Genomic DNA, 26,709 nt, shown 5'->3' on the forward strand with positions numbered 1-26,709 from the left:
GCAAAACCTCTGGTTTGTCTTTTACGGAAACAACTGGCGATGCCGTAACTCGCTTTTCTTTCAGCGGTCGCTGAAGTCATGAAGGGTTGGTTTGGCTGCCGACAAAAAGGAGAAGAATATGACTCGGCAGTTTATGCTGACACCAACGTCGATGGCGGTTGTATTAGCTTTATCAACGCCAAATGTCTTGGCTCAGGAAGATGAAAATATAGTTGTGATTGGCCAGCAGCAAGACAGTGCAGTTGGTCCAGATTTTAGTTATCTCGGAGCGAAGAGTCGGGCAGCGACGAAAACTGATATTGCTATCAATGAGACTCCAAGAGCGGTGTCTGTTGTTACGCGAGAGCAAATGGATGATCGTGCCTCTATTAGCATTTCTGACGCACTACAGTACACACCAAGCATTCAAACTAATTATTTCGGCGAAGATAACAAGCAAGATTGGTTTATTATTCGTGGTTTTAAACAAGCGAACAGCGGGTTGTATCAAGATGGTACCCGTTTATATTCTTCTGGCTTCTATAGTTGGCAAATAGATCCGTTTGCGTTAGAGAGGGTTGAAGTTTTACGTGGTGCAGCGTCTGTTCTTTATGGGCAAAACCCTCCAGGTGGGGTTATCAATGTTGTCAGTAAGCGACCTCAATTTGATGGGGGGTCAGGACTTGTATCTTTGGAGTACGGTTCTGAAGACCGTAAACAACTTTCTCTTGACGTAAACTCTGAGGTGAGTGAGCAGCTAGCTTTCCGCTTTCAAGGGTTAGCGAGAAAAAATGGGACGAGAATTAGTGGGGTAGAAGCAGAGCGCATTCTTCTCTCTCCATCGATGACGTACAAATTTAATGAGACGTCTGAAATTACCTTTCTAACGAGCTATCAAAAAGACGACTCAGATCCTTATCTGCAATTTTTGCCAGTTGAAGGAACGTTAACGCCAAACAAAAATGGAAAGATCAGTGATAGTTTAGCGATAGGCAATCCTAACTGGGAGACGTTTGAGCGTGAGCAGGTGTCTTTAGGCTATGAGTTTTCTCATGCATTTAATGATACCACTTCATTTGTTCAAGCAGCTCGTTACAGCGAAATGGATGTTAAGCTAAGACAAATGTATTCGTACGTTTACTCGGCTGACGTGCCTGCGTTGGGGCCGGCTTTGGACCCATCAAATGAACGCAAAACCATACTTCGGGGTGCTTCAACAGAAGATGGGTCATCTGATGCTTTTAATATCGATAATCGTTTGATGCACCAAGTAAATGGGGGAAGTGTTGAGCATAACTTGATGTTGGGCATAGATTTTCAAATGATCAGTATCGATGGTAAAGATTTTGCCAATGACCCTATAGTTGCTGATGGTAATGCATTATTAAACACACCAATGGGAGCTTTGCCCGATCCTAGGTTTAATGTATTTAATCCTACTTATTCGGATAACATAATGTTACTCGATCCGAATACGCTACAACCATTGAGCGAAACCGATAAACAAAGAACGAAAATCGATAATCAGCAGCTCGGCGTCTACTTTCAAGATCATATGCTGATCAACGATAAATGGGCGATGTTATTGGGCGCACGTTACGACGATACAAGTAATGAAGTACATAATGTTACCACGGGTGCTCGCACGAAAGTCGATAATGGAGAGTGGACGTTTAGCGTGGGAACGGCTTATATTTCTAATTCTGGCTTCACGCCATACTTTAGTTACTCTCAGTACTTTGATCCAATTATTCAAGAAGACAGCAATGGTAAGCCAGCGAAGCCTGAAAGCGGTGATCAATTTGAAATCGGTATGAAATACCAACCGGATTCATTTGATGGCTATTTCAATATTGCAACGTATCGGGCAACAAAAGAAAACTTGGCTCGTATCTACTTGAGTGAATTAACGCAAATAGGAAAAATAGAAAATAACGGCGTTGAGTTTGAAGCTGTAGCTAATGTGACACCATCCTTAACATTGATCGGGAACATTGCGTACGTTGATGCAGAGATAAAAGAAGACATCAATAAGGCATGGGTTGGCAAAACACCTTCCCAAGTGGCGAATACCGTATCATCAGCTTGGGCACATTATCGTTTCTTTGATGGACCTCTTGATGGCTTTGCTGTTGGCTTAGGCGCGCGCTATACAGGTGAGTCATACGGAGACAATGAAGAGAGACTAAAAGTACCAAGTTATTTCTTAATGGATGCGACGGTCAGTTATCGAATCGGCGATTACAAGCTACAAGTCGCAGCTAAAAACATCGCGGATAAAAAGTACATAGCGACATGTGATGGTTTTTGTTGGTATGGCGACCGACAAAATGTTATTGCAAGTTTAACTTACGACTGGTGAGTTAACGTATAAATAAACACCCCTAACTTTAGGGGTGTTTATTTAGAAATCGGCTTTACGGACAAAGTGCGGGTTTTTGTACTTTTTCTGCGGACCAAACGATGATACGACAAGTTTGTTCCATAATGTTTTGTCAAACTCACCCTTTGGAATCGAAGGGTAGAGGGTTTCCTCTTCTTCTCTTGCAAAGTTCATATATTGTTTCTTTTTAATTTGATTGTACTTTTTGGCGATCTGGTTATGTTTTCTTACCCACTCCAGCTTGTAATTGTGGAGCACTTTTTCACCATCTTCGAGACTCATTCGAGATAGGAACAGTCGCTTGTATGAGACCTTTCTGTCCAGCATTGTGCGCATAACGGTTTGGATATATTTACCGTGATGCGTAATGGTAATGTCGTTTTCATCAACAGGAGTGACACACCAGCCTTTAGGTAAAAAGTCTGGCTTCTTAAATTGCTTATTACGCTCCATTAGCGCCTGATGTAAAACTAAATCAGAGGTGCCGCGGAACGTCTTTTGCCATTTACCGATACGAATTTGAATCGAACCAGGCAAGCGATAGATGTTAGTAAACTTATCTTTGTCCATGGACTTGTGTCATGAGATTAATGTGCATAATTAGAAAGCGGAATTCAGCCCAATGCCACAGGCAGTAGACTTAAGTACCGTACGATTTTACAACGACCTTGCGTGATATAGCGAGGGGTTATGTCAATAATAGGTAAGAAATAGAAAATTAGTTCACATTATGAAGAAATTGGAAGCTTACAAGGCTAAATTTTGAAGTTACACCAATTATGCCCATGCCGACTAAATAAAAGAAGGCACGGGCATAAAATCACACCGCTTCTTCGAGTTGCTTGGTGTCTTCTTCAATCTGTTGTAGGTGTCGGTTTGCTTGCTGTAACTGATACATTTGAGCATAACGACCATTTTGCGTTAAGAGTGCTTTGTGTGTGCCTTTCTCGACTAACTCCCCATGATGAAGAACAATGATTTGGTCTGCATCTAAGATAGTTGAAAGCCGATGAGCAATAACAACGAGCGTCATGTCTTGTCTGAGTACCGCCAAGCTCTTTTGGATTAAAGCCTCTGTTCCTGAGTCAATATTTGCGGTTGCTTCATCTAATATCAATATCTTAGGTTTTACCACAAGCACACGTGCTAACGCCAAAAGCTGTTTCTGACCCGCAGATAAATTAGTTTCGCCTTGACCTAACTGCGTGTCTAGCTCGTTAGGGTAACGATGAATTTGTTCTGCCAAACCTACCTTGTCTAACGCATCCCATATTTGATTGTCATCAACCGCCCGACTGAGAGAGATGTTTTCTCTGACTGAAGCAGGGAGAATATGTGGATCTTGTTGAACCATTGCCACATCTTTGCGAAGTACGTCTTTCCCTAATGTCTGAAGTGGACGACCATCTATGAGCAGTTCACCACATTGCGTTGGATAAAAGCCCATTAACAGTGACGCTAAGGTGCTTTTACCGCTTCCTGTATGCCCGACAAGCGCGATAAAGTCTTGGTGGTTGGCCTTCAACGAAATGTCTTTTAGGACGTCCTGTTTACCATCGTAGCTAAATGTGAGGTCTTTAAGTTCGATAGCACCTGACCTTAATGGTTGATGATCGTCCCCGTAAGTTTGTTCTTTCGCGTCAATCAATTCAAAAACACGTTCGCTTGACACTAACGCCTGCTGAAGTAGAGCAAGTTGCTGAGTCATCTCAATTAGTGGTTCAGTAACTCGCGCAAGATAACTGATAAATGCATACAGTACCCCCACACCAATCAACTCAATACCATTAAAACCAAAGATCGCAACCAAGCAAAGCAACGCAAGACCAGCGAGTAAGTCCATTAATGGTCTTAGCAGATAGCCGTTTAGCCGAATCACTCGTTTAGATGCCACCAGATGCTCTGCGGTTAGCTCGTTGAACTGTTTATTAAAACGCTCTTCTTGTTGCATTAATTGAATGACACTCATCCCTTGAATGGATTCACTCAGATTCGCATTTATATCAGTCAATAGGTCACGCATCTTTCGGTAGCTTTCTGTACTTAGCTGCTTAAACAAGTACATAAAGCCGATGACGATCGGCAGCAATACAAGCACAACGAGTGTGAGCTTCCAACTCATGAAAAACATAACGCCAAGCATTACGACAATCATGACCACGTTTTTCACCACGGTCGCGATCAAAAGCTCATAAAATTGCTGTAAAGATTCCGTATCGTTGGTGATTCGCGACACCAATTTTCCAGCAGGCGTGTAATCAAACGCAGATAACGGCTGCTTAATCACGCCAGAAAATACTTGCTTACGAATCGCTTTGATCGTGTTAGCCGCGACAATGCTAAATTGCAATGACTGAAAATACTGGAATGTTGCCGATACGATCTGAAGAGCGATATAACCTACTGCTAGCGAAATCAGAACATTTTGTGAATAGTCACCTTTAGCGATGTGCTCATCAATGAAATATTGAATCAACCAAGGGCCGCCAGCGCTGGCTAACGCAGCAATAAACAGCAAGGCGAGTCCTTTAATCATTGGCTTTGGTTGAGATAATGGGTAAGACATTAACCGTTTAAACGTGCTGGTCTGGTTCATTCATTATTCCTCCATCGCCTGCTCTAGTTTCTGATACTCGAACATCTCGGCGTACCAGCCTTTATGCGCTAATAAAGCGCTATGTTGCCCACGTTCAGTAATGTGTCCGTGATTCAATACAATGATCTCGTCTGCTGCTTCCAAAGCGGTGAGGCGGTGCGCAATAACGATTAGGGCTTGATCACGGTAGTGTGTTTCCAAATTCTTAAGGATTTGATGTTCGGTCCGTCCATCAACAGCGGAAAGTGCATCGTCCAAAACCAACACTTGGGCATTCAGCAGCATAGCGCGTGCTATCGCAATACGTTGTTTTTGCCCGCCGGAGAGTGTAATGCCTTTTTCACCAACTTCTGTTTGGTAGCCTTCAGGAAACTTCTCAATATCGTCATGTATACAGGCTAACTTTGCTGCTCTATAGACTTCTTCTTTCTCTGCATTAGGGTTGCCTAAGGCAATATTGTCGAAGATAGATTTGGAGAATAGAAACGGACTTTGGTTAACGACAGCAAAGCGGTTTCGCCACTGTGGAAGTAGGGCATCCTTGATCTCGACATCACCGAATTTAATTGAGCCGTTTTCTAAATCATGTTGACGCAAAAGTAGTGTTAACAGGGTCGATTTTCCGCTTCCTACAGGCCCTGCAACTCCCAACATTTTTCCGGGTTCAAGTTCGATGTTTACTTCCGTCAAAGCGGGCGGTAAATCACTAGACCAGTGGAAATCGTCGATATCAATTTTTAACGGAAGTGGTTTATTTTCTATTGGCTTATTACCACTGATAATTTCTGGCTTTTCATCAAAGATCTCTTGTAGTCGGTTCCATGCAGCTGAGCCTCTTTCTAAAATGTTAAATAGGAATGCGAATGCCAGCATCGGCCATATCATCAACCCTAAATACATCGTAAATGCGGTCAGATCACCAAGCGTGATCTCACCTTTATCAACAAGGTAAGCACCAGCAGCGACACTAAGAAGGAAAGAAAGACCGATGGTTAACTGAATTGCCGGGTCAAATCTAGCATCGACTCTTGCAACAGCGATGTTCTTTTCGCCAGTATCATCCACAACCTCTTCAAAACGTTGCTGCTCTTGGTTTTCTAATCCGAAAGCACGCAGCATTCGCACGCCATTAAGTGACTCTTGTGTCATGTCTGACATGGTAGAAAAGGCTTCCTGAGCGACACGAAAGCGTTGATGTAGGATGCGCACAATAAAGAAGATGATGATGGCAAGAAATGGCATTGGAAGAAGCGCCATTACGGTGAGCTTCCAGCTTACTTGCGTTACCATAATGATTAAAACCGCAATACCAGTGATCAAAGAGTCTGCGGCGGTTAAAACCCCTTCGCCGGCTGTCATAACGATATTACGCACATCATTAGTGCCACGAGCCATCAGATCCCCCGTCTTGTAACGTTCAAAAAAACGAGGTGGCTGTGTCGATAAATGCCTATATAGACGGTTACGTAGAATGGTCCCGAGCTCCCAGCTTGCGCCGAAAAGCCAAATTCGCCATAAGATGCGACACCCATAAATGGTAAAGATAAGTACAGTTAACCCTGAGAGCCATAGAATCAGCGTATTTGTATCTAAAGTGTTGTCTACGACGCCGTCAACTATGATGCCAACTGCTTTGGGCGGAACAAGCTGTAGTGCTGATATCACAGCGAAAAGCAGAATGGATCCGACATAGTGCCTCCACTTTTGTTGGAAATACCAACGTAGCTGCCAGAATATTCTCATTACGCCTCCCGCTTTAAATTATTGAATTTGTTATAGAACTATTATTGAGCGAAATGATGAGTTTACAAGCACAAGTTATAGGCGGGTTTAAAAACGATAGATTGTTTCAATTATAGCCATGTGTCGGCGCAAATTACTGGTTTTATCTCTATGAGCTAACTGTGCGACGACATTATGTGAAATAGTTGTTAATGGTTGTTTTGGAGCCATTACCTTGCAATAACGATGAAGACACCAAAAGTAAAAGTGTTACTGCCACTCTATATGGGAATTAGCAATCTTCAGTTTGTATTTTGTATTTCACTTGGCCACCAGGAGTTTCTGGGTAGTAAACTTCGACATAACACATATGTTCTGGACCAACAGGCTTGTTTGCAAAACCAATAAGGAAGTAGGGCTCGTCTGGGCTATCTACCCCATACCAAGTGTTAATAGTGAGTTGCGGATCAAAGCCTGCTAGCTCTTTTGCTGGAATAACATTTTTGATAAATCCAAAGTAACCAATTAGGTCGTTATGGCCGTCATTATCTAGATCAATGTTATATTGTATGCCGCCATCTACTGTCTCTTGAGATTGAATCACTGCTTTGGTGTAGACAAAGTTGTTGGCGGTCATGAGTGCTTCTCTGGCTCCATATAGAACCGCCACTCTGGCATCTTTTTGTAAGCCAAGAAATTTAGGAAATGCAACGACGCTTACAATACCAAGAATGATGATGCACACAATGAGTTCAATAAGAGTAAATCCTTGAGAGCGACGCACAGCCTTTCTCCATGTTTAGAAACGAATAGGCGGCTATTCTGATATAGAAACTTTCAGGTCAAGTATTAAAAAAGAATGATAATAAGAGATCGGGATTGCAAATCTCAAATATAAAACAAGTTGCTTATTTTCGAGGTGGGGAGTGATTTTGAGAAAAACCAAGGAATGAACTCGAGAGGATAAAATCCTCCCGAGTAAAGCGACTAAGATTCGTGTGTCAGAGCACTGCTGTTACGTTTAAAAATGAATCGCCAAATAAATAAGACAATTGCGATGTAACCTAATCCTACACCAAGCGCTTGCCAGTGCATGCCGTTATACATCGCGATTGGCATCAAAGAGATGATGAAGATGTCAGTGATTGAGCCAGGGACATAAGCGATGGCGTAATCATCAAGCACCTTGCTACGCATTTTTGGATCAACAATACGAAGCAACGCAATACCCATGGCAACCGTACCGGTTAACCAACCCCAAGAGAAAATGCCTTTCTCGAACCAATCTTCTCCCATGATACGTGGGGCAACCCAGAAGATTAGCCATAGTGTGAAGGCGATACCGCCGATTGCAAGCACTACCATCGGCATTAAATACTGGGCTAGGACGGTAATCTTGATGGCTGAGATACCAAAGATAATCAAATAATCGGTACTGATGCCCGCAGCGTGTTTGAATGCACCGTCACAAAGATAGCGTGAAGCTTTCGTTTGTTTCGCGACGATTCGCACGAGCATGCCGCCAAGGAAGCCAGTTACGAACGTAGGGATTTGTACCTTATCGTGGAAAGAAGATAAGTAGTTAGCCGCTACATACGAGAAAGCTGTTACCACTACAACCAACGCCGCGTGAATCGCAAAAGAATCAACCGACAGGGAAGACATGGTGTCTTTCATTACCGGCTCTTGATCATCAGGCTTAACGAGCCCCTTGCGTTCGTGTTCATCCATGCTATCGAATGTCGTAAAGCTACGAATCCAACCCATCTTCAATGCGAATTGCAGCATGAGCATGCCGACAGAAATTGAAATGAAAATACCCACGGTTGCGAACGTTAAGCCAAGTGTGAAGCCATCTTCCCAGCCAAGCCCCGTGAAGATTTCACCAACAACAGAGGCAGACCCGTGACCACCCATAAAGCCCGCAGACATTGTCACACCAAAGCCGGGATTAATCTCTGGCCAGAAGAAGGTTGTGAGAACTAGACCAAACATTGCCGCAAACAACCACTGAGAAACAGAAGCGATTTGGTTAAACGCCCACAATGAGCCAGCACGCTGTGCGACGGTTTTAGGTGATGGAACATCCGTTGCCAGACCTAACGCAGAAAAAAGTGCAGCAGTTAATAGGCTTGCGTTAGCGGTAAACGTATCGGTCCAAGGCAGTACGTCTAACAGGGCTGGTCCAAAAATTAGACCGAATAATCCTGCGAGAACCGCCGATGGAATGTACATACGCTGTAGTAATGGCGCGTGAACGCGAATGACTTTTGCCAAAATCAATAGTAAGCCAGCGATGGCTAAGTCAGTCAGCATTAGACCTTTAGGCATCTTATCCTCCAGTAAATGCAGTCAAGGGGTAGCGTCCTTGTGACCTACCTTGAATAAAAATCTCTCTCAAGCCAAAAAGCCACATACGTGACTAAAAGCGTTGAGAAATCAATGTCGTTTTCATAAGCAAAGGAATGTGCTTATGCAATTTGAAATGAGTGTAAATGTTGTGATTGCACACGAACAGGAAGAGAAATTAGATTAAATTTCTCGATATTTTTTGATAGTTCACTCAGGAAAGGCGGCAATCCTAGTCACTTTGTCAGAGCAATGCAATTGGTGTGAATCAATAAATTATGCCTAGTTAATGGGTGTCTCTGACTAACAACATGAAAAATAAAGACAATTAACAAGCAATAATATTTGTCATATCGACAACAAAAGTTAATTAAATGGTTAAATTGTCGCCGCTTTATGGGGTGACGTTATGGATTCACATGAGAAAGAACAAAATCGACCAAGGTACGGTTTTTAAGGGAAAGCTGTTTTGAACGGTAAAGCAGGTGGATAGGTTTTGGCTTGGGAGCATGTTGCTGGAGAATTTCTACCAAGGCACCAGATTGAATTTCCTGTTCAACTAAGATCTTTGGTTGAAGAAGAACACCAGAGCCTTTTAACGCGGCAAACTTAAGCACATCACCATTATTAGACGTTAATCGGGTGTTGCTGTTTCCAAAGGTATTAGATGGCATGTTCACCACCTGTTGGCTTTCCCCTTGGTGGTACTGAAATCCCAAACAATGATGATGTTCAAGGTCATCAAGCGATTGGATAGGGGCATGCAGCTTAAGATAAGAGGGTGAGGCGCAGTAAGTCATGTCGTATTGCCCGAGTTTTCTTGCAACTAACGATGAATCGACCAACTCACCAATACGAATAATCACGTCTGCTTCGCTTCGATATGGGTCAATCAAACTGTTATCCAACATTAACTCAACGTTCAGTTCGGGAAATTCTGCTAAGAAGTCAGCCACGATGGGCGCAATCACCTTTTTACCATAGGTAACTGGGCAGTTAACTTTTACTGTTCCAGTTGGGCGGTTGATCAGCGTCTGGATTAGGTTCTCTGCGTTGGTGATGTCTTCAATAATGCGGTGGCACTCTTGATAGTAGAGTCTGCCAGCTTCGGTCAAGGACTGTTTGCGCGTGGTGCGATGAATCAGCTGCGTACCTAAGCTTTGCTCAAGAAAGCTCATGTGCTTGCCAACCATGGTCGGTGAAATATCAAAGTGGTGTGCTGCATTACGAAAGCTGCCGTGTTCGACCACGTAAGCGAAAACTTTCATGCTTGTTAATTTATCCATTGCACACCCAGAGTTGATAAAGAAATAACTAAAGCAGAGTTTATCAATCAAATGAGGTTAATTACAGTGGGCGTATGATTAAGAATGGAGAAAGAGAGCCATCATGAATGATACGATTTTTGTTACCGCCGAACTGAAAATGAATGCTGATAAGCCAAGACAACAAGTGGTTGAAGCCATTGAACAATTTTGCCTTGATATGCAAAGCGAAGCGGGGTGCTTGCAAGCGAATGCGACCTACGATTCGAAAGACCCACAACGTGTGATTCTTTGGGAGCGATATGAAAACCGAGCCGCGATTGAAGCGCATTTTGCTATGCCGCATACACAAGCGTTTATTGCGGCTGAAATGGCGGAGTTAGTTCAAGCATTCGAAACCCAAGCTCAATAGGAGAGGCGAACATGAAATGGGGTATTTTAGGCACAAGCTTTATCTCAGGTGTCATGGCTGAGGCAATCCAAGGCGATGACAAGAGTGAACTGTACGCGGTTGCTGGGCGTTCGGAGCAGAACTTAAAGACATTCACTGAGCAATATGGCATCGAGAATACGTTCAACGATTACGATGCGTTGATTGCCGATGAGCAAGTCGACATTATTTACATCGCATTGCCAAATCACCTTCATCATGACTTTATCGTCAAAGCGGCTGAGCAGGGCAAAGCGATTCTGTGTGAAAAGTCGCTTTCTGTCGATATGGAAAAAACCGAGCTGGCACTTCAAGCAGTAGAAGCACACAAGGTGTTCTTTGCTGAAGGCTTAATGTATTTACATCACCCGTTGATCAGCGAGTTGGTTTCGGTGCTTGAATCGGGAGAGATTGGTGAACTTCGCTCCATCCACACGTCTTATATTGCGTCGATTGCGCAGTTTGTTAATCCAGACAGCAAAGGTGCTTTGTATAACTTAGGTTGCTACCCAATGTCATTAGTGCATTTGGTGGTGAAAACCATGTTGGGTGAACAAGCCGTTGGAAACCGCTCTATGACGGCGATTGGTCGACGAGGTAACGATGGGAATATCTGTGAATCGAGTTTGATGATGCAATTCGGTGAGCAACAAACGGCGAGCGTACACACCGCCGAAGATCATGGATTGAAACACCAATTCACTATTCTGGGTAGTAAAGGCAGTATTACGTTAGACTCGAATCCATGGCTACCAACGCAAGACAACCAGTTTAGTGTGGAAATTTACGAGACGTCGAAGCGCGAGGTGTCTGTATCGGCAGCTGGAGACGCTTTCTTCTATCAAGTGCGCAATATTCGCCAAGCGGTTGAAGCAGGGCGTACATCGTTAGAGAACCCTTGTGCAACATGGGAAGACTCTCACCGTATTATGCAGCTACTGACTGAGTGGGAATCACTGGCTTCAAAGTAAGTCTGTATTTGAACCAATGAACATAAAAACGGCGCACTAAATCCAATGATCAGTGCGCCGTTTTGTTTTGGGCCAGTCTCTGTTAAATGCGATTATCGCCGGTGCTGAACGCAATGATTTGGCTGATTTCAGACAGGCTTCTGCCACTTTCTTGCTGCCATTGAACAAACGCTTTGTTGGTAGCATCGAGCGATTTCTTCGTATCTTTGCCACCTTCAATGATCTTGCAATTGCGCAGGTAAGCTTCAACGTCGCTAGACAAGATGAAGGTATCAACGCCCATTTGACGCAGTGTGTAAGGGCCTGTATTTCCGCCTAGGCGATTACCGCGTTTCTTCAAATACGCCCATAGGTCGGTGATTTTCTCTTGCGGCCAATCGGCAACCATTTTGCCAAACGAACCGTATTCGATTTTTGCTTCGTGGATCATACGAGCGTTGGCTGGAATCGACATGACTTTAGTGAGGTGGCGAATGATGCGTTTGTCGGTTGCTTTGGTTTCCCATTGCTCGTCTGACAGCATCAACAGCGGCTCAACCTTAAATCCGAAGAACACTTCTTCGAAGTTCGGCCACTTGTTGCGAACCACGCTCCACGAAATCCCACTTTGGAATACTTTCATCGAAAAAGCGGCCAGCCAACGGTCGTCGGGAATCGCTGCCAGCTCTTCTTTGCTTAGTGGATGAGACAAAAGCGCTTCAAGTTGATCTTCACCACCTTTACGCTCGGCAGCGCGCTGATAAATCGCGTCAAATTTTTCGATACTCATAAAAGAAGTTAGTCCTAGTTTATGTCGATATTTGCGAAACATACTACGCTTAAGTGGCTGAATCGTAAATTGATGGAGTGTCACAAATGAAGAAGGTCACATTAACGTTTGTCGGAGAAGGTTCGGATCGTATTGCGGAAAAATTCTATGCGTGGATGACGGACGGTGGGTTAGAAGACAGCATGATTGAGAATTTATCTGACCGTGAAATCTCAGTTGTTGGCATCAGTGATATGGATAATGAAACGCGTGATGTGGTGATCAATACGGAAATGAACTAACGAGTCGTCTTTCGTCAGCTATTAGAATCAGATAAAACAAAGCCCTTCACGAGAAGGGCTTTGTTGCGTTTATAAGTGTGAGAGCCTAGTTATTTACCAGCGTCAGACCGCTTGGCAGTGCATCACCGAAGATACGCTTCGATTCGCTCTCAGATAGCTCTTTGACTTCTTCAACCAATGATACCCAAGATTCAGGCACCTTGCTTTGCTTCAACTTAGCCAGTACCTGCTCACGGTAGTCGTCAGAGATATCGAATAGGCGGTCGCCTGTTTTACGACAAATCATTACAGCTGCAAACGCGATCATTGGCTCTTTCTGCCAGTTCTGCTCTAACAGCTTAGGCAACCACTGTTCCGCTTGTTCACGAGGAACGACGTTATGCTGACTGCCATACAAAGGCGTACGTGATGCCAAGCGCCCCATTGCCCACCAGTGTGCTTGTTCAAACTGGTTATGGTTGATGGCTTTGCTCAAGAACCACGTTGCCAATAGAACTTTGTCTTCGACTTCTAGATGCTCCAGAGAGGCTGACAAACGTACCATCGACTCGTAACCCATATCTTGTGCCGCTTTGGCAGATTGTGGGTTTTTCATCGCACCAGGATGTAGGTATTTCGCGATGTCCGCCAAGATGGTCTCTTGTTGCTCTTGGCTCAAGCCACCTGCGATACGACGCCAGAACACCCACCAGTCGGTCCAACCTTGATGGTTCTTAAACTGAATGTTTTGTTGGTAGAGACCCCAAACTTGCTCAATACGCCATGAGTCGGTTGGATCGCCAAAGCCAGGACGCAGTGCAAAACCTGCCAAACGAAGCCAGTTTTTCTCGTGTTGTTCAGAACGGCGACGACGCTTACGACCTTGTGCAAAGGTATCGAACAGTTGACGTAGGGTCGTGAAATCCCACTCGTCACGTTTGCCAAGTTTCTTCTCAAGATCTTTGGCTAAGGTTTTGATCTCTTTGCTTTCTGCACTTTTCTTGTTACCGCTGTAAAGGCGAGCGATCAGCTCCTTACATTCGTTCAGTTTAGGGTGAAGCTTAACTTGCTCGCTGTCATCGGTTTGCTTGTTACGAACTTCGAACTCCAGCTCCCAACGTTTGCTATCGTCTTCTGCGCTGACACATTCCATCTTAAGCGTACCGACTTCGGTCAACTGACACGCCAGTTGCACTTCTACGCGCTCTTTCTGGTTGGCTTGCAGTTCGGCACCTTCACCTTCAAGGGTGGTGATATAAGGCGGCAGAGGAGCAAATAAGTCAGGATCAACGTCCACCATCACACCGTTTTGAATGGAGGTGTTATTGGTTAAGGTGTCGTGGGTAGAAGTCAGCAGGTTAAAGCGAACGGGTTCACCTAGGGTAAGCGAGAAGCGACGACCACTTAAGCGGATCTCATGACCTTCTTCTGTACCTTTTGCGAGCAAACAGAGCGCTTTGCCCATCTTGTTCTTTTCTTGAAGATGCAAGAAGTAAGAACGCGCTGCGCCACCACCAATTTTTAGCTGTGCACCACGACGTGCTTTACCAAACGCAACAGCACCTAGTGCAACAGACCAATCTGGATGTGGGTTATCTAATACCGTAACCGGAGCGCCGCGCCAATCGGACAGTAGGGTAGTGACACGCTCAGTCACAAGTTCACTATTGAACACACCACCGTTAAGTAGCAAACCTACCGGAATGGCATTTTGTTTGTCGTCTTCAATGCCAAGAGCGGCACGAGCAACTTGTTGGTGCTGAGTTAAGAACTCGGCAACGTGCTTGCTCACTGCTGGGTCAGCAACGTATGGAAGACCAAACTCGACAACGGCGCTGCGGCGTTTGTCTGGTACTTCACTGAAATCAGAAAGCGGGAAGAAGCCATCCAAAGCGATTTGGTGCACTTCTTGTTTGCTCAGCCCAATACTCTTTGTTCCGCCAAGAAGTTTCGAGCCGCTGCCCAGCATGGTGATCTTCACTTCTTCAGGTGCACTCGCTGAAAGCAAGTTTTCTTTCGCTTTGCGAGTTTGCTGAATCAGCTTAGTCAGGCTTGCAGCAGTGAGCTTCTTACTTTGTTCCCCTTTATTTTGAGAAAGGCGGCTCTCCGCAAGGTGCGCTAATGCTAAGTCGAGGTTGTCACCGCCCAGCATTAAGTGTTCGCCAACACCAATACGATCAAGGGCTAGTTCATCTTGAGAAGAGAAACTGGCTTCAATCAAGCTCAAGTCGGTAGTACCACCGCCCACATCACACACCAGAATCAGCGGTAACTCTTTGAGTTCATCAGCTGCGGTTTGCTGGTGGCGTGCGTACCAGTCGTAACATACGGCTTGTGGTTCTTCGAGCAGGACGATTTTCTTTAAACCAGCCAGCTGTGCAGCTTCAAGCGTGAGTTTACGAGCGGTTTCATCGAACGAAGCTGGAACGGTCACAACCACATCTTGGTCTTCTAGCTTATTGCTAGGGTGACGGTAGTTCCATGCTTGACGAATGTGGTTGAGGTAGCTTGCGCTGGCAATAACGGGTGAGACTTTATCTACGTCTTGCGCGCCCGCCCAAGGAAGAATGTCTGAACTACGATCCACTGCTTGGTGCGATAGCCAGCTTTTAGCACTGGATACCTGACGTCCTTCCACCTTCGCGCCTAATTCACGAGCCCATTCACCCACGATCACATTACTAATGTCGCCAGAGACAGGCTCGTTTTCCCAAGGGAGTGTTAGGTCAGAAGGGGAGATTTGACCAACCGCAGGGTGATAGCGGAAAGAGGGCAGCAATGGCTTACGAACCACTTCACCCGGGCCAATCAATTGGTCGATGTCGAATAGGGATACTTCGGATTGTTCAAGGTTGTCGGTGATTTCACAGTACGCCACAACAGTGTTTGTGGTGCCAAGGTCAATACCAACAAGAAAACGAGGAGATGCCATACAAACCTTCGTGTATTTAAAAACGGCACCCGATTGGATGCCGTTTGATTTCTATTTATTCTTCTTCGTCTGAGTTGCTTTTCGCGTCTTCGCGCACATCGAACTCAACATGCCATTTTTGACCGTTATCAGCGGCAATGGCTTCTAAGTAAAGCGTACCAAGCTCTGTGACGCGAGAGGCTAGGGTTACTGGAACCACTTCACCTTCACGACGACCTTCAGATACAGGCAGCGTTACTTGGATTTCTGGAAGCTCTTCAAGCTCTTCTGGTGCCCAGTAGTCTAGGTGAGTACCTGCTAGGTCATCACGACGAACCGTTGAGCCGAAGAATTGGAAGTTAACCGGCTGACCGATGATCAAACCAAACTCTTGGCTTGGTACGTCAACGCTTGAACCTTCTTCCATACCAAATGGTGCAACACACAGTGCTTCCATTGGAGGCGCCATGCCAGGAATCGCTGGCATCGCACTTTCGATACCCACGTAGTACGCCGAAGCAATACCACCACGGATACGAACGCCTTGACCACGACGTACAGAGCCGTAGTAAGCCGCACCGCTAGCAACCGCAAGGTCTAGGTCTACACCTGTTAGGCGTTTTGCCATTTCTGCATCTGCTTCAATTAGCCATTCGTTGATCGTGTCTTCTAGACGAGTTGCTAGAAGTCTCGATTTTAGAACACCACCGTTGAATAGGATTGCGGTTGGCTTGATGAAGTCAGTTGACTGCGCTGCATCCGCGCCTGGCATACCAGGCATGTTAGCGAATGGGTTGAAATCTTGAGCGGCTGCTTCTGGGCCATTTCCTGAAGTAGAAAGAGCATTGGCTTGTTTAGACAAGAACGCAGCAATGTGACGAGTAATGCCTGCATCTTGTGCGTAAGGCAGACCCATTTGCGTTAGTGCACCACGGTTACGTTGAACAGGGTGGTCCGTAATCGCAACTTGAGGGAAGAAGCCGTCAACCAGTGTTTGTTGTACTTCTTCTTGAGTCAGTTCTGTTTTCAGCGTTGCGCCAAGCAGTTTAGAACCACGGCTTGGTACTACGATTGGCACTGACTGAAGTTCGCTGTCGTTCAATAGCGCTTCTTTCGCGTCGCGACATGCGTGTGTCATTGCCTGAACTTGCCATGGCTGTAGCTCTTTGCCTTCTTGCGCTAGCTTCATCTTCAAGCGGTACGCAAGTGCAAGGTCCATGTTGTCACCGCCAAGTAGGATGTGTTCACCTACCGCGATACGGTTCAGAGTTAGGTTGCCGTCGTCTTCAGTTACTTCAACCAAAGAAAGGTCGGTCGTACCACCACCGATATCGACCACAAGCACGATGTCGCCAACTTCAACTTCGTCGCGCCATTTGTCATTGCTGTTATCGATCCAGTTGTAAAGCGCAGCTTGTGGCTCTTCTAGAAGCGTTAGGTGCACAAAACCAACGTTGCGTGCTGCTTCTGCTGTTAGATCGCGAGCAGCAGGATCAAAAGAGGCAGGAACCGTAATAGTCACGTCTTGATCGGCAAGGTTGTGATTTGGATTCGTGTGATTCCAAGCGTCTTTTAGATGCTCTAGGTAAAGCTCTGTCGCGCGAAGAGGGGATACTTTTTCCACTTCTTCTGGGCTACCTGCAGGCAGGAAGGCATCACGACGGTTAACACCAGCGTGGCAAAGCCAGGATTTCGCACTTGCAACAAGACGAATTGGCGTTTTCGAACCTAGGTTACGTGCAATTGCACCAACCAGAGCTTTTGGCTCGCTCGACCACGGAAGAACGCGTGATTGCGGGTTCATTTCGTGCTCGTGCGGCTGGTATAGGAAAGATCCTAATTGGCTACGAGTCTCTACCGTACCCGGCGCAGTAAGCTGCGGGATAGGCATCACTTCAACGCGAGCGTCTTCGTTGTGTGTATCAACAAAAGACATGACACAGTGTGTTGTACCTAAGTCGATACCAACACTGAATTTAGGTGTCTGTTGAGTTTCAACAGACGCTTCTTGAGAATGGTTTTCTTGGTTCATGTGTTCCATTACAGCTCAACCTCAGCTGGAGCGATCACAGAAGCATCGTAGTTCTCAGCAAGTTTAGGCAACGTCATTGATGTTGCTTTCCAGCCTTTGTGAACTAGCGTGCCGTTGAATGGCGCGCTGCCTGTTACGTTGCCAGTTAGGCGGATTTCTTGTGGGTTGAAGCCTTCTTCAACCGTAATGCGAGTTTCTTCGTCTTCGTTACGAACATGCGCTAGCGTCACGTAGTCGTTCAGTACTTTCTGACCGCCAGTGTGGATTACGCGAGCGGCTGCGCCTACTTCTTCATCAGAGAATGACGTTAGGTCTTCTTTTAGGAAGTCAATCAGGCGAGCTTCTTGTTGCATGATAGAAAGCAGCTGCATTGCAGAGTCCGTTGACGCGGTTGCAAGTTTTGATTCAACTTCCACCACTTTTTCAACGACTTTCTCTACTTCCACTACTTTTTCTACTTCAACGATCTTCTCAACTGGTTTCTCAACCTCGACGATTTTCTCGACTGGTTTTTCTACCACTTTCTCGACCACTTTTGATTTGCGCGACACTGCAACTAGAAGAAGCAAAACGCTCGATGCGGTTAGGCCAGCGTGAAGCATATCGAACGTTTGAGGAATTAGGTTCAAATCAATGTTCATGACGTTTTTTCTCTTTCTATTGATTTATTGGTGCTCAGTATTGGCTCATATTTGTTCACTAAAACGATCGTCTTTGCGATCTTGCACCAAGTTTAGACATTAAAATGATGACGGATGGTAGCATATTCAAGGCTTAAGGCTGTAATAATTCGTGACTATACCGTACGAACAGCGTGAAAAATCGACGATCAGACTCCCCAATATAGGTTGTTGCTTGATGTTTGTGCATTGCTAACGCAGTATTTCAATAGATCCCGAAGTTTAACTTACGGAAGTATCAAAAATTACGATATGACACAAAGCACCGCTCATAAGAGCTTTATAAAACGACATTCAGACTCTATTTTAGCTTTTTTGGCGACTTTATGTGTCACTGCTGGTGTAGTTGGTGCTGCTTATACAATGCAGCAACGGTATACACAGACGACGTTTGATACTTTAGCCGACCGACAAGCAGAATCACTTAAAGCAAACGTCGAGAATGATCTAAAGTTCATTGGTGCGGGCGCAAACTTTTTCCATTCGATTGAGCGAAGCTATTGGCCATCGTTTCCGATGTATGCAGAACAAGTGATTAACAGCTCGCGAAGTCTCATTGGACTTCAATGGATGCAAAGGGTCGAATTTGAAGATCTTGATGAACATATTTTAAAGACCCGTCAAAAATTTCCAAACTTCCAACCGTTTACCGTTCCTAAAGATGGTCCCAAAACCTACGGGTACATTTTTGAACACAATGAGCCAATTTTCATCGCGTCGGATATCTACCCAAGAACACCGGAAAACCTTTCTCTATTGGGTTTCTATTTTTCGCGCAAACGCTTCGATTTAATCTTGGATGATATTTCCGAAAATGGGCGAGCGAATGTCTCGGATAAAGTTCGCTTGCTGCAAGATGGTTATGACAAGTCCATACCTAAGACTGGGTTGCTGGTGTTCCATCCAGTGTTCGACTTCGAGAACAAATATTTATTAGGAGTAGTGACCGGTGTTATCCGAAGTACGGTTTACTTTGAGGATTTGATTACGAAAACCGCGACGGAGCTCGATATGTCGGTGCGCGTAGAAGATTTGGGATTCGACGCAGCAGATGACCCTGTTCTCTTTCAAAGTGCGAGCTGGGACAACATTCGAGGAACGGTTATAAGCCGGACCATTCAACTGCCTAACCGTGAATGGCGTATTGACTTTAAGCTTTCTGACGCAGTCTCAGCTTGGGAACGTTCTATTTTAGCGGGCACGACACTAGCCGGATTGGTAATCGCCTTTTTGATCAGTTGGATTGTGAATTTACAGTCTCGAGAAAAAGAGCGCTTAGCGGTCATGTTGGAGCTCAAAACCGTTGAATTAAAAAGAATGGCAGAGCGAGACCCTCTAACTCAACTACTGAATCGCCGAGCATTCAACGATCATTTGCTTAATCAGATAAACAAAGGTGTTAACTTCGCCTTGGTTGGTTTTGATATCGACCACTTCAAAGTGATTAATGACAAACACGGCCATTTAGGTGGAGATGAAGCGTTACAACATGTTACTAAGCTGGTCAGTGCTAATTTAAAACCGGGAGATAAGTTTTACCGAGCTGGTGGTGACGAGTTTTGTATTATTTCTAAAGTCATTGATAGAGCAGTGCTAGAAGCTTACCTAGAAAAATTACGGAGTGTTGTGGCAAGTACGGCTTTTGATTATGGTGATGCGTCAATCATCTGTACGTTGAGTATCGGTGCTGTTATCCATAAAGAAGAAGATCCTGAGAGCTTGTATCACAAAATGGATAGTCAACTCTATTTGAGTAAAAAAAACGGCCGTAATAATGTGTCGATCGGCGATTAAATGGGCGCACAAATTCGAGTTTTACGCCGTGTTACGATAGAATCGCACGCTTTAAATTTTTATGTTAGGAACCAAGGCAAACTATGAACCATAACCGTATTGTATGCTTCGATTTAGAAATGTGTTGCTGGAACGAAAATGGCGTCGGCAGCACGGGTGAAATTATCGAAGTGGGGTTAGCTGAAATAGATTTGTCTAAAGGTGAGATAGTCAAGCGTGCTCAATACTACGTGAAACCAGAACACGATGAAGTGTCTCTGTTTTGTGCCGAGTTAACGGGTATCACACCACGTAAGATTGAAAAGCAAGGTCGACCACTAGAAGAAGTGCTTAAGTCGATGCTGAAGAATTTTGGTGGCCGCAATAAGATTTATGCATCATGGGGACGTGATGACCTTATCTTGCTTGAAGAGTGCCAACAAAAAGGCATTGATGCGCCATTTACCGAGTTCATTAACTTAGCAACCTTGTACCGAATTCAAAATCGTCTTAAAGAAAAACGTATTGGACACAGAGCGGCGCAAGAAGCCAAAGGTATCGAGTGGGAAGGTCGTCAGCATTCCGGTTATGTGGATGCATACAACTTAGCTAAGCTTGCTTTGACCATGTTTTAGTTATTCGAACCTAGCTAGCTTGTAATTAAATCATCATCCAACCATTGTTGTTTTGTCATGCAGTCTGTTTAGTGTGGAAAGAGCTGAACACATACCTTGACCAGTATTTTAATAACAATGTCGTTGGCTTATTGAAAAACGCGCAGAGTGCGCGTTTTTTTATGGCTACAGAAGCGATATCTGTTGTCATTCTAGGGGTAGCTTAGAGTTAGCCAGCGACTTATATACTCATCTCGTCACTTTACTGAGACTGTAACTTCGCTCGAATGAACTCGCTGTGATCAACATAGAGTAGCTCTGCTGTTTTACGGATCACCGCGTCTTCTAGCGGGTCAATTTCGCCGTCTGCGTAAGCGACTTCCCACATGCTTTTGATTAAGTTGTAACGAGTTTCTTGAGTCAGTTCTCTTAGTTGAGAGGTAAAGTCGTACAGCGAAGCGGAATCTTTTATTTTCTGTTGCGCTTGCTCTAACAAAGTATTTGATTCTTCTTCATTTAACGAAAGCAGTTTCATCAATAAAGAGCGCTTTGTTTCTTGTTCTCTATCATCGACACTATGGTCTGCACCAGAAACTTCACAAAGCAAACACGCGATAGCCATGTTAGGGGAAAGTGTGTTGGTTTGGCTTAAATCAGAGCCATCAATGAGTTGTTTAAATAATGATGTGAGAGAATTAAACATAATGAACACCGAGCTATTGTTTATTTGGTTAACATGGTAATAAATACGGAAGATCTCAAGGTGCGATACCAAATTTAGCACGCCGTTGACATTTAAGCACGGCCACTTTCTCCCCAAAAAACCTAAACTCCTGAGTTAGTTCAAGGTGACTTGCCTCTTACAAAGGGCAAGTCATTTTGGGATTGATACTCAGCTTTCAGCACGTGTCGGTGGAAAATGAACTTCGTCACCATCACTCGTCAGAATACTAATTTGACTTGGTTTGCCTTCATCATCAAGACGTAGCTCACCAATGGCACTATGGTTAACCAAGCGATAAAAGTTGTGCGTACTTGGTGCGCGTTTGTAAATCTTGAGTCGTTTACGTTTTGTGAACCAGTTTAAAGGTGAGCGAGGGCTGTATAGCAGTCTATCTAGGCCATCACAAATATTGAGCAGTTGTGTAGGGAACTGATTTTTAATTCCACTACAGGTGATTTGATAGATATTCGGACTGTTTTTTCGATAGCGGAGCTTAATATCGTATGCAAAAGAGTAGTGTACGTCGCCAGAGAGAATAACAAAGTTAGTTGGTGTCTTTGTGTGTGTGAAAATACTAATAAGAGTATTCGCACTTCCGGGGTGAGCCATCCAGTTTTCAGCATCAACCATCAATGGTTTACCAAGCATGGTCACCACACGTTGTAGTGCTTCGATAAATTTCACACCAAACATTGGCGCGGCAGAAACAATAACAACTTTGTCTTGGTGCACGAGTTCTTGGTGGAACTCAATCATCGCTTCCCAGTCCATTAAGCCAGAAGGTTTGTTCATTTTAGACTCAGAACGCCAGCGTCTGGTTCGTGTATCTAGCACGACAACTTTTGGTGTCGTAGGAATGGTGTAGTGCCAATTCTCAAAGCGATATAAATATTGAATAAATGCATCTTGGGTTTGCGAGGTTCGCTCATCGATAAAGCGTTGAGCGAGGCTCATAAATTCATCATTGAATTTTTCTGGCGCATTTCCCCAACCTTGGCAAAGCCAGTAAGCAATCAAGCTATTACCGATAATGCGTTTTGCAAACGTGTTGCTGTATGCGGCTTGTTCCCAGCCTATGGTGAGATTCCAATCGTCGGTGACATCGTGATCATCAAAGATCATATAGGTTGGAATGTGAGCGAGTAAGCGTTGAACCTTGTCCAGACCTGCGACGAATTTATCAATTTGTTTTTTTTCTTCGCGCCATTGCTGCTGCCATTTCGGTTCAAGAACTTCTCCGCCGACAGTAAATTCGTTTTCTAATAAACGATCCGTTCGAACAAGCTTCCACAAGGTCGGAGACCAAACCAATAAGTACATTGCAAAGCACTCAGCAAAGCTTATTAGGTGATTCTCACACTCTTTGGCGCTGAATATTGGTGTCCCTCGGTGTGGAAAAAACTTACTTAGTAAACTGTCATCACTCACATAATGAGGCAACAATTTATCTCGACCATAATAGCAAGCAGGGTGTTGGTAGAGGTCATTGGTATTTTTTATCGGAGCTTGATCGAATTCTTCGCCTGGCAAACCCAATAAAGCTATGACTTGCTCAATGGCATCGAGAGTGGGGCCTGCAACATGGTCTGCATAGATTTGATCACCACTCATGATGAGCATATCTGGTCTTTCTTCAATGGATTGAGACGCGATTTTATGATCCGCAGCGACCAATGTATCATCACTGAAGTGATGGGGATTACGGCAAGAGCCATGTAAGAGATAATCCGCTTTTTCACTAACGAGGAACTCAATACCCAAGTTTGGCGTATTATCTCGCTCATAAGTCAGGTGAGGGAGCAGTTCCGTCACTAAGCCATATTGCGTTTTTATTTGATAGCGTAACGCTTGATGGGTTGGAAACTCGCCTTCTAATTTAAGTAAGCAACACCACGCATTGAGGCCGATTTGAAGCTGTTCTTTTTGTTCACTTAAAGGGGCTTGATAAAGGATGGAGGCATTTTCATCCGTAATTTGCACCATACCCTCCAAGCGTTGGGTGGTGACTAGCCAAATATTGATTTCAGTTGCGGTCACTTTACGTAGGATCGGACCTGCAACGACAAGAGGAAGTGAAGAAATTTCAGTCGTGTTCATCAATGCTGGCAAAACGGCTCCTTATGTGTCAGCTTCTTCTTCTAATATTTCGATAACTTGCGAGCTACTAAGTTCATGTCCCATAAGGAACAAACCAAGCATCGCATCGGCTTTTGACGCGTTATCACTGTCTTCATCCAAAATTTGCTGAAGCCGAGTTCTAATTAGGTCGATTTCGTGTTCGACGAAGCCACGCCCTTCTTCGTCACCTTGACCATCTTCTGGTGCATTATCAAAGTGCAAAAACAACATGTCACCATCGAGTTGAGTCCCTATCAACCTCTCTGGCAGCCATGCTTCTCCCATCACAATGTCTGTGTCTGCGGGTAAATGATTCAAGGTAGAGATGAGTTCTGATGCTTTCACTTTTTACTTCATTATGTTTGATTTAGAACTAAGCTAGAGTTTAAGCGCTTGTTGTAATGGTAAAATATTCGCAAACAAGCTCACCTAGTCGTGCAATATTAATATGATCTTGGGACTCAAACTGTCACGAGGATGACAACATTTGCCATTGTAACGGCTATCATCAGCAGAACATAAGCTTTTAATGGCAAATCATTGATGTTTGCCTGCTTCTCAACCAACATTTTTCGAACTCATGAAGAGATTAATTCTAACAACACTCGCTTTACCTTTAGCTGCGGCAGTTTCTTCTGCGCATGGTGCAGAAGAACAAACGTGGGGGATTGCTGCGATGTATCGCACAGCATCGATTCCGTTTTATACCGCCGATAATGACTCTACGGTGAGTACATTTGTACCAATGATGTTCTTTGAAAACGAACATGTGTATATCAATGGCATTGAAGGTGGCGCTTTTTTGCATAACGAGAGTGATTCCGACTGGCGCGCGAGCGCACTCATGCGATTGAGATTTGTCGATATTCCCATGTCGCTACAAAATGCTAATGAAGGGGACAGAGTCGATTTCGGTGGGCAAGTGCGTTATAGCATTAACGACACTTGGCGCGCAGAAGTAGAGTTGATGACGGACGACGAACTCCAGTTTCACTCTAATTACCGCCTTGCTGCCAATTATGTATTTGGTGATTGGGAATTAGAGCCATCGATTACGATTCGATACAAAGACGCTGATTTCAATAGTGAATATTATTCCTTTAAGGATATTACTGGCGAGAGAATTGGAGCTGGGCTTGACACCAATCTTGGTATTAAAGCGCGTTACCATGTAACTTCAAATTTGTATTTATTGGGTGAGACGAGTGTTACTCGCTTAGATGATAACGCCTACAACAGTCAGCTTGTAGAAGATCGATATCAGGGAGAAGTGTTTGTCGGTTTTGGCTTTTTCAACGATAAAAGCAAAGTTCCGAAACCGACACTGAGCAATAAAGCATATCTACGTATTGCGCATGGTTGGGCGACGCCTTCGAACATCGGTGAAATATTTAGCTTTGAGAGAGAAAAAGACCCATACGACAATCAACTTACTTCATTGTTTTATGGGCATCCATTAACGGATGAGCTGTTTGGTTTTCCCCTTGATATTTATTTAACGCCAGGGTTGGTTCATCACTGGTCGTCCAGTGTTCAGTCTGCGAGCACAGAATACGTCATGGCGATTAAGGCTTATTATACGGTTAATTGGCCTACGACTTGGCGATTTGGTGTAGCGGAAGGTGTGTCATACATTGATAGCATTACCTATATTGAAGGCACAGAAATGGAAGACAAGGGTTATACACCAAGCAAGTTGCTCAACTACCTAGATTTCTCGTTTGATGTCAATGTAGGCGATCTCTTCAACCAAAAGAGCTGGAACAATATGTGGGTGGGCTATTCATTGCATCACCGCTCGGCGATTTTTGAAAGCGCTTCCCAGTTTGGGCGAATTAAAGGTGGGAGCAACTACAATACTATTTATTTCCAGTTCGAGTTTTAGCGCATCGCGAGATGCATATAGGTCGGATTTGCAACTGACTTATTTATCGCCCATTATGAGTAATGATGAATAATACTATGCTGCTTTCAACGAGAAATTTCGTATATCGTGCCAGAGTTAAGGCTGTTTGTGATGCATCTGATGAATCGGATGGCATGAGCACCATGAGTATCGACTCCTCATTCAATCTTCAAATTGAAGCGATAAATTGTACCAACGCTGAATTTGCTAAACGCTTTTTTGCCATTCACGGAGAAGGGCATTTGGAGGGCGATGAATGGTTGGTGTTGTACGTCAACTCTCTTGACGTTAAGGCGGGAGACAATATAGAAATCCGTAGCGATGTCGCGTTTAATGCGATGATCGAGAATATGATAAGCGAAGCTGAGCGGTCTTTAGAAAAAGTCTACCTCGATGCAATACGCAACTTGGAGAAAGTGAATCGTTTTTGACGATGTAAGAGACCCTATAAATACGATCAAGGCATCAGGCTCCAAAAAGGGATTGGCGCGAACCGATCCCTTTTGTATTCTGGTTTATTCTAACTTACGCCATTGTTGCAAGTTGGCTTTGCGCTTCTGAAATGCCTTTTTCAGCCGCATCTTCACCCATGTTTAGCGCTTCTGCGTAAACAAATTCCACATCAGTGATTCCTACAAAACCCAGCACAGTGCGTAGGTATGGCGTAACGTTGTCAGTTGGTGAATCTTTATGAATACCACCACGAGTCGTTACTACAATCGCCTTTTTACCTTCAATCAAACCTTGAACGCCGTTTTCTGTGTATTTGAATGTCACGCCTGCACGAGCAATCAAATCAATCCAGTTTTTAAGCTGAGTCGGGATGGTGAAGTTGTACATTGGAGCGGCAATAACCAAAGTGTCTGCGGCCTTTACTTCTTCAATAAGGGTGTCAGACAAGTCGACCACCGCTTGCTGTTCTTGTGAAAGATCTTCCGTAGCGCGCAGTGCAGTCGCAACGGCGAAGTCCAAAACAGGTAGCGGGTTTGCAGCCAAATCACGAACAGTAAGCTTGTCTTGGTCTACATTTTTGATGAAGTCTTCAACCAATTTGTTTGATTGAGAGTAATCGCCAAGGATGCTTGATTTTAGAGCTAGTACACGAGACATAATGGTTATTCCTTAAATAAGTGCTTTCGACTATGGGAGCCATTATAAGCAACGTAAGTGAGTTCAAAAGCCTAGCGATTCGCTGAACATGTTCGAAAAAATTGAATGAGCTTTCGG

The 26,709-nt window shown here is 44.5% G+C and carries 22 protein-coding genes; 8 read left to right on the forward strand and 14 right to left on the reverse strand.

Going from position 1 to position 26,709, the window contains the following annotated elements:
• Nucleotides 1-118: 118 nt before the first annotated feature.
• Nucleotides 119-2,341, forward strand: coding sequence for a TonB-dependent siderophore receptor (locus tag R7M72_RS11805; RefSeq protein ID WP_315957020.1), 2,223 nt, complete (start codon nt 119-121; stop codon nt 2,339-2,341).
• Between the two features lie 42 nt (nt 2,342-2,383).
• Here the strand turns inward: R7M72_RS11805 and R7M72_RS11810 are convergent, their stop codons facing one another.
• From R7M72_RS11810 to R7M72_RS11835, 6 genes are all read right to left on the reverse strand, one after another.
• Nucleotides 2,384-2,932, reverse strand: coding sequence for a hypothetical protein (locus R7M72_RS11810; RefSeq protein ID WP_017820633.1), 549 nt, complete (start codon nt 2,930-2,932; stop codon nt 2,384-2,386).
• Between the two features lie 250 nt (nt 2,933-3,182).
• Nucleotides 3,183-4,958, reverse strand: coding sequence for an ABC transporter transmembrane domain-containing protein (locus R7M72_RS11815; RefSeq protein WP_315957021.1), 1,776 nt, complete (start codon nt 4,956-4,958; stop codon nt 3,183-3,185).
• A 3-nt stretch (nt 4,959-4,961) separates the two neighbouring features.
• A complete protein-coding gene (locus tag R7M72_RS11820) occupies nt 4,962-6,701 on the reverse strand; it encodes an ABC transporter transmembrane domain-containing protein (RefSeq protein ID WP_005389070.1) in 1,740 nt (579 codons plus the stop codon).
• Nucleotides 6,702-6,972: 271 nt separating this feature from the next.
• A complete protein-coding gene (locus tag R7M72_RS11825; RefSeq protein WP_318056194.1) occupies nt 6,973-7,464 on the reverse strand; it encodes a type II secretion system protein in 492 nt (163 codons plus the stop codon).
• Nucleotides 7,465-7,667: 203 nt separating this feature from the next.
• Entirely contained in the window at nt 7,668-9,011 is a 1,344-nt protein-coding gene (locus R7M72_RS11830) for a sodium/glutamate symporter (protein ID WP_158159647.1), read from the reverse strand.
• A gap of 425 nt (nt 9,012-9,436) precedes the next feature.
• A complete protein-coding gene (locus tag R7M72_RS11835) occupies nt 9,437-10,315 on the reverse strand; it encodes a LysR family transcriptional regulator (protein ID WP_025766692.1) in 879 nt (292 codons plus the stop codon).
• Between the two features lie 103 nt (nt 10,316-10,418).
• Between R7M72_RS11835 and R7M72_RS11840 the strand changes: the two genes are divergently transcribed.
• Nucleotides 10,419-10,706, forward strand: coding sequence for a putative quinol monooxygenase (locus R7M72_RS11840; RefSeq protein WP_115385959.1), 288 nt, complete (start codon nt 10,419-10,421; stop codon nt 10,704-10,706).
• A gap of 11 nt (nt 10,707-10,717) precedes the next feature.
• Nucleotides 10,718-11,695 (forward strand): Gfo/Idh/MocA family protein, encoded by a 978-nt coding sequence (locus R7M72_RS11845; RefSeq protein WP_104979153.1) that lies wholly within the window; start codon nt 10,718-10,720, stop codon nt 11,693-11,695.
• Nucleotides 11,696-11,777: 82 nt separating this feature from the next.
• On the opposite strand, the gene R7M72_RS11850 is transcribed toward R7M72_RS11845, so the two are convergent.
• Nucleotides 11,778-12,464 (reverse strand): DNA-3-methyladenine glycosylase I, encoded by a 687-nt coding sequence (locus R7M72_RS11850; RefSeq protein WP_213893828.1) that lies wholly within the window; start codon nt 12,462-12,464, stop codon nt 11,778-11,780.
• An 86-nt stretch (nt 12,465-12,550) separates the two neighbouring features.
• Between R7M72_RS11850 and R7M72_RS11855 the strand changes: the two genes are divergently transcribed.
• On the forward strand, nt 12,551-12,745 hold the full coding sequence (locus tag R7M72_RS11855) for a hypothetical protein (protein WP_005377692.1): 195 nt from the start codon (nt 12,551-12,553) through the stop codon (nt 12,743-12,745).
• 85 nt (nt 12,746-12,830) lie between these two features.
• On the opposite strand, the gene R7M72_RS11860 is transcribed toward R7M72_RS11855, so the two are convergent.
• From R7M72_RS11860 to R7M72_RS11870, 3 genes are read right to left on the reverse strand one after another with little or no spacing between them, the layout of a single operon-like run.
• Nucleotides 12,831-15,656 (reverse strand): Hsp70 family protein, encoded by a 2,826-nt coding sequence (locus R7M72_RS11860; RefSeq protein WP_053350568.1) that lies wholly within the window; start codon nt 15,654-15,656, stop codon nt 12,831-12,833.
• A 55-nt stretch (nt 15,657-15,711) separates the two neighbouring features.
• Nucleotides 15,712-17,676 (reverse strand): Hsp70 family protein, encoded by a 1,965-nt coding sequence (locus tag R7M72_RS11865; protein WP_315957022.1) that lies wholly within the window; start codon nt 17,674-17,676, stop codon nt 15,712-15,714.
• Nucleotides 17,676-18,308 (reverse strand): DUF2760 domain-containing protein, encoded by a 633-nt coding sequence (locus R7M72_RS11870; RefSeq protein WP_005389474.1) that lies wholly within the window; start codon nt 18,306-18,308, stop codon nt 17,676-17,678. Before R7M72_RS11870 ends, R7M72_RS11865 begins: the two co-directional genes overlap by 1 nt.
• Nucleotides 18,309-18,599: 291 nt before the next feature.
• Here R7M72_RS11870 and R7M72_RS11875 point away from each other — a divergent pair, with 291 nt between their 5' ends.
• Entirely contained in the window at nt 18,600-20,141 is a 1,542-nt protein-coding gene (locus R7M72_RS11875; RefSeq protein WP_318056195.1) for a sensor domain-containing diguanylate cyclase, read from the forward strand.
• Between the two features lie 83 nt (nt 20,142-20,224).
• Nucleotides 20,225-20,755: a 3'-5' exonuclease gene (locus tag R7M72_RS11880; RefSeq protein ID WP_258657652.1), complete on the forward strand. Its 531-nt coding sequence runs from the start codon at nt 20,225-20,227 to the stop codon at nt 20,753-20,755.
• A 241-nt stretch (nt 20,756-20,996) separates the two neighbouring features.
• On the opposite strand, the gene R7M72_RS11885 is transcribed toward R7M72_RS11880, so the two are convergent.
• The 3 genes from R7M72_RS11885 to R7M72_RS11895 form a co-directional block, all read right to left on the reverse strand.
• Complete coding sequence (locus R7M72_RS11885) at nt 20,997-21,437, reverse strand: TerB family tellurite resistance protein (RefSeq protein ID WP_017820644.1); 441 nt, start codon at nt 21,435-21,437, stop codon at nt 20,997-20,999.
• Between the two features lie 189 nt (nt 21,438-21,626).
• A complete protein-coding gene (locus R7M72_RS11890) occupies nt 21,627-23,567 on the reverse strand; it encodes an alkaline phosphatase D family protein (RefSeq protein WP_017634943.1) in 1,941 nt (646 codons plus the stop codon).
• Between the two features lie 9 nt (nt 23,568-23,576).
• Nucleotides 23,577-23,921, reverse strand: coding sequence for a hypothetical protein (locus R7M72_RS11895; protein WP_017820645.1), 345 nt, complete (start codon nt 23,919-23,921; stop codon nt 23,577-23,579).
• Nucleotides 23,922-24,156: 235 nt separating this feature from the next.
• Here R7M72_RS11895 and R7M72_RS11900 point away from each other — a divergent pair, with 235 nt between their 5' ends.
• Entirely contained in the window at nt 24,157-25,461 is a 1,305-nt protein-coding gene (locus R7M72_RS11900; protein WP_154204608.1) for a MipA/OmpV family protein, read from the forward strand.
• A 62-nt stretch (nt 25,462-25,523) separates the two neighbouring features.
• Complete coding sequence (locus R7M72_RS11905; RefSeq protein WP_236147214.1) at nt 25,524-25,913, forward strand: hypothetical protein; 390 nt, start codon at nt 25,524-25,526, stop codon at nt 25,911-25,913.
• Nucleotides 25,914-26,007: 94 nt separating this feature from the next.
• Here the strand turns inward: R7M72_RS11905 and R7M72_RS11910 are convergent, their stop codons facing one another.
• Nucleotides 26,008-26,592, reverse strand: coding sequence for an FMN-dependent NADH-azoreductase (locus R7M72_RS11910; protein ID WP_017634939.1), 585 nt, complete (start codon nt 26,590-26,592; stop codon nt 26,008-26,010).
• Nucleotides 26,593-26,709 lie beyond the last annotated feature (117 nt).

The organism is Vibrio sp. YT-18, from assembly GCF_033337345.1.
GTDB lineage: Bacteria > Pseudomonadota > Gammaproteobacteria > Enterobacterales > Vibrionaceae > Vibrio > Vibrio alginolyticus.

Excerpts from the sequence above, each read along its gene's own strand:
- R7M72_RS11815 (WP_315957021.1), bottom strand. The coding sequence starts at position 4,958 with ATGAACCAGACCAGCACGTTTAAACGGTTAATGTCTTACCCATTATCT.
- R7M72_RS11875 (WP_318056195.1), top strand. The coding sequence starts at position 18,600 with ATGACACAAAGCACCGCTCATAAGAGCTTTATAAAACGACATTCAGAC.
- R7M72_RS11885 (WP_017820644.1), bottom strand. The coding sequence starts at position 21,437 with ATGTTTAATTCTCTCACATCATTATTTAAACAACTCATTGATGGCTCT.
- R7M72_RS11830 (WP_158159647.1), bottom strand. The coding sequence starts at position 9,011 with ATGCCTAAAGGTCTAATGCTGACTGACTTAGCCATCGCTGGCTTACTA.
- R7M72_RS11910 (WP_017634939.1), bottom strand. The coding sequence starts at position 26,592 with ATGTCTCGTGTACTAGCTCTAAAATCAAGCATCCTTGGCGATTACTCT.
- R7M72_RS11905 (WP_236147214.1), top strand. The coding sequence starts at position 25,524 with ATGATGAATAATACTATGCTGCTTTCAACGAGAAATTTCGTATATCGT.
- R7M72_RS11805 (WP_315957020.1), top strand. The coding sequence starts at position 119 with ATGACTCGGCAGTTTATGCTGACACCAACGTCGATGGCGGTTGTATTA.
- R7M72_RS11845 (WP_104979153.1), top strand. The coding sequence starts at position 10,718 with ATGAAATGGGGTATTTTAGGCACAAGCTTTATCTCAGGTGTCATGGCT.
- R7M72_RS11820 (WP_005389070.1), bottom strand. The coding sequence starts at position 6,701 with ATGAGAATATTCTGGCAGCTACGTTGGTATTTCCAACAAAAGTGGAGG.
- R7M72_RS11865 (WP_315957022.1), bottom strand. The coding sequence starts at position 17,676 with ATGGAACACATGAACCAAGAAAACCATTCTCAAGAAGCGTCTGTTGAA.
- R7M72_RS11870 (WP_005389474.1), bottom strand. The coding sequence starts at position 18,308 with ATGAACATTGATTTGAACCTAATTCCTCAAACGTTCGATATGCTTCAC.
- R7M72_RS11855 (WP_005377692.1), top strand. The coding sequence starts at position 12,551 with ATGAAGAAGGTCACATTAACGTTTGTCGGAGAAGGTTCGGATCGTATT.
- R7M72_RS11900 (WP_154204608.1), top strand. The coding sequence starts at position 24,157 with ATGAAGAGATTAATTCTAACAACACTCGCTTTACCTTTAGCTGCGGCA.
- R7M72_RS11850 (WP_213893828.1), bottom strand. The coding sequence starts at position 12,464 with ATGAGTATCGAAAAATTTGACGCGATTTATCAGCGCGCTGCCGAGCGT.
- R7M72_RS11880 (WP_258657652.1), top strand. The coding sequence starts at position 20,225 with ATGAACCATAACCGTATTGTATGCTTCGATTTAGAAATGTGTTGCTGG.
- R7M72_RS11810 (WP_017820633.1), bottom strand. The coding sequence starts at position 2,932 with ATGGACAAAGATAAGTTTACTAACATCTATCGCTTGCCTGGTTCGATT.
- R7M72_RS11860 (WP_053350568.1), bottom strand. The coding sequence starts at position 15,656 with ATGGCATCTCCTCGTTTTCTTGTTGGTATTGACCTTGGCACCACAAAC.
- R7M72_RS11835 (WP_025766692.1), bottom strand. The coding sequence starts at position 10,315 with ATGGATAAATTAACAAGCATGAAAGTTTTCGCTTACGTGGTCGAACAC.
- R7M72_RS11840 (WP_115385959.1), top strand. The coding sequence starts at position 10,419 with ATGAATGATACGATTTTTGTTACCGCCGAACTGAAAATGAATGCTGAT.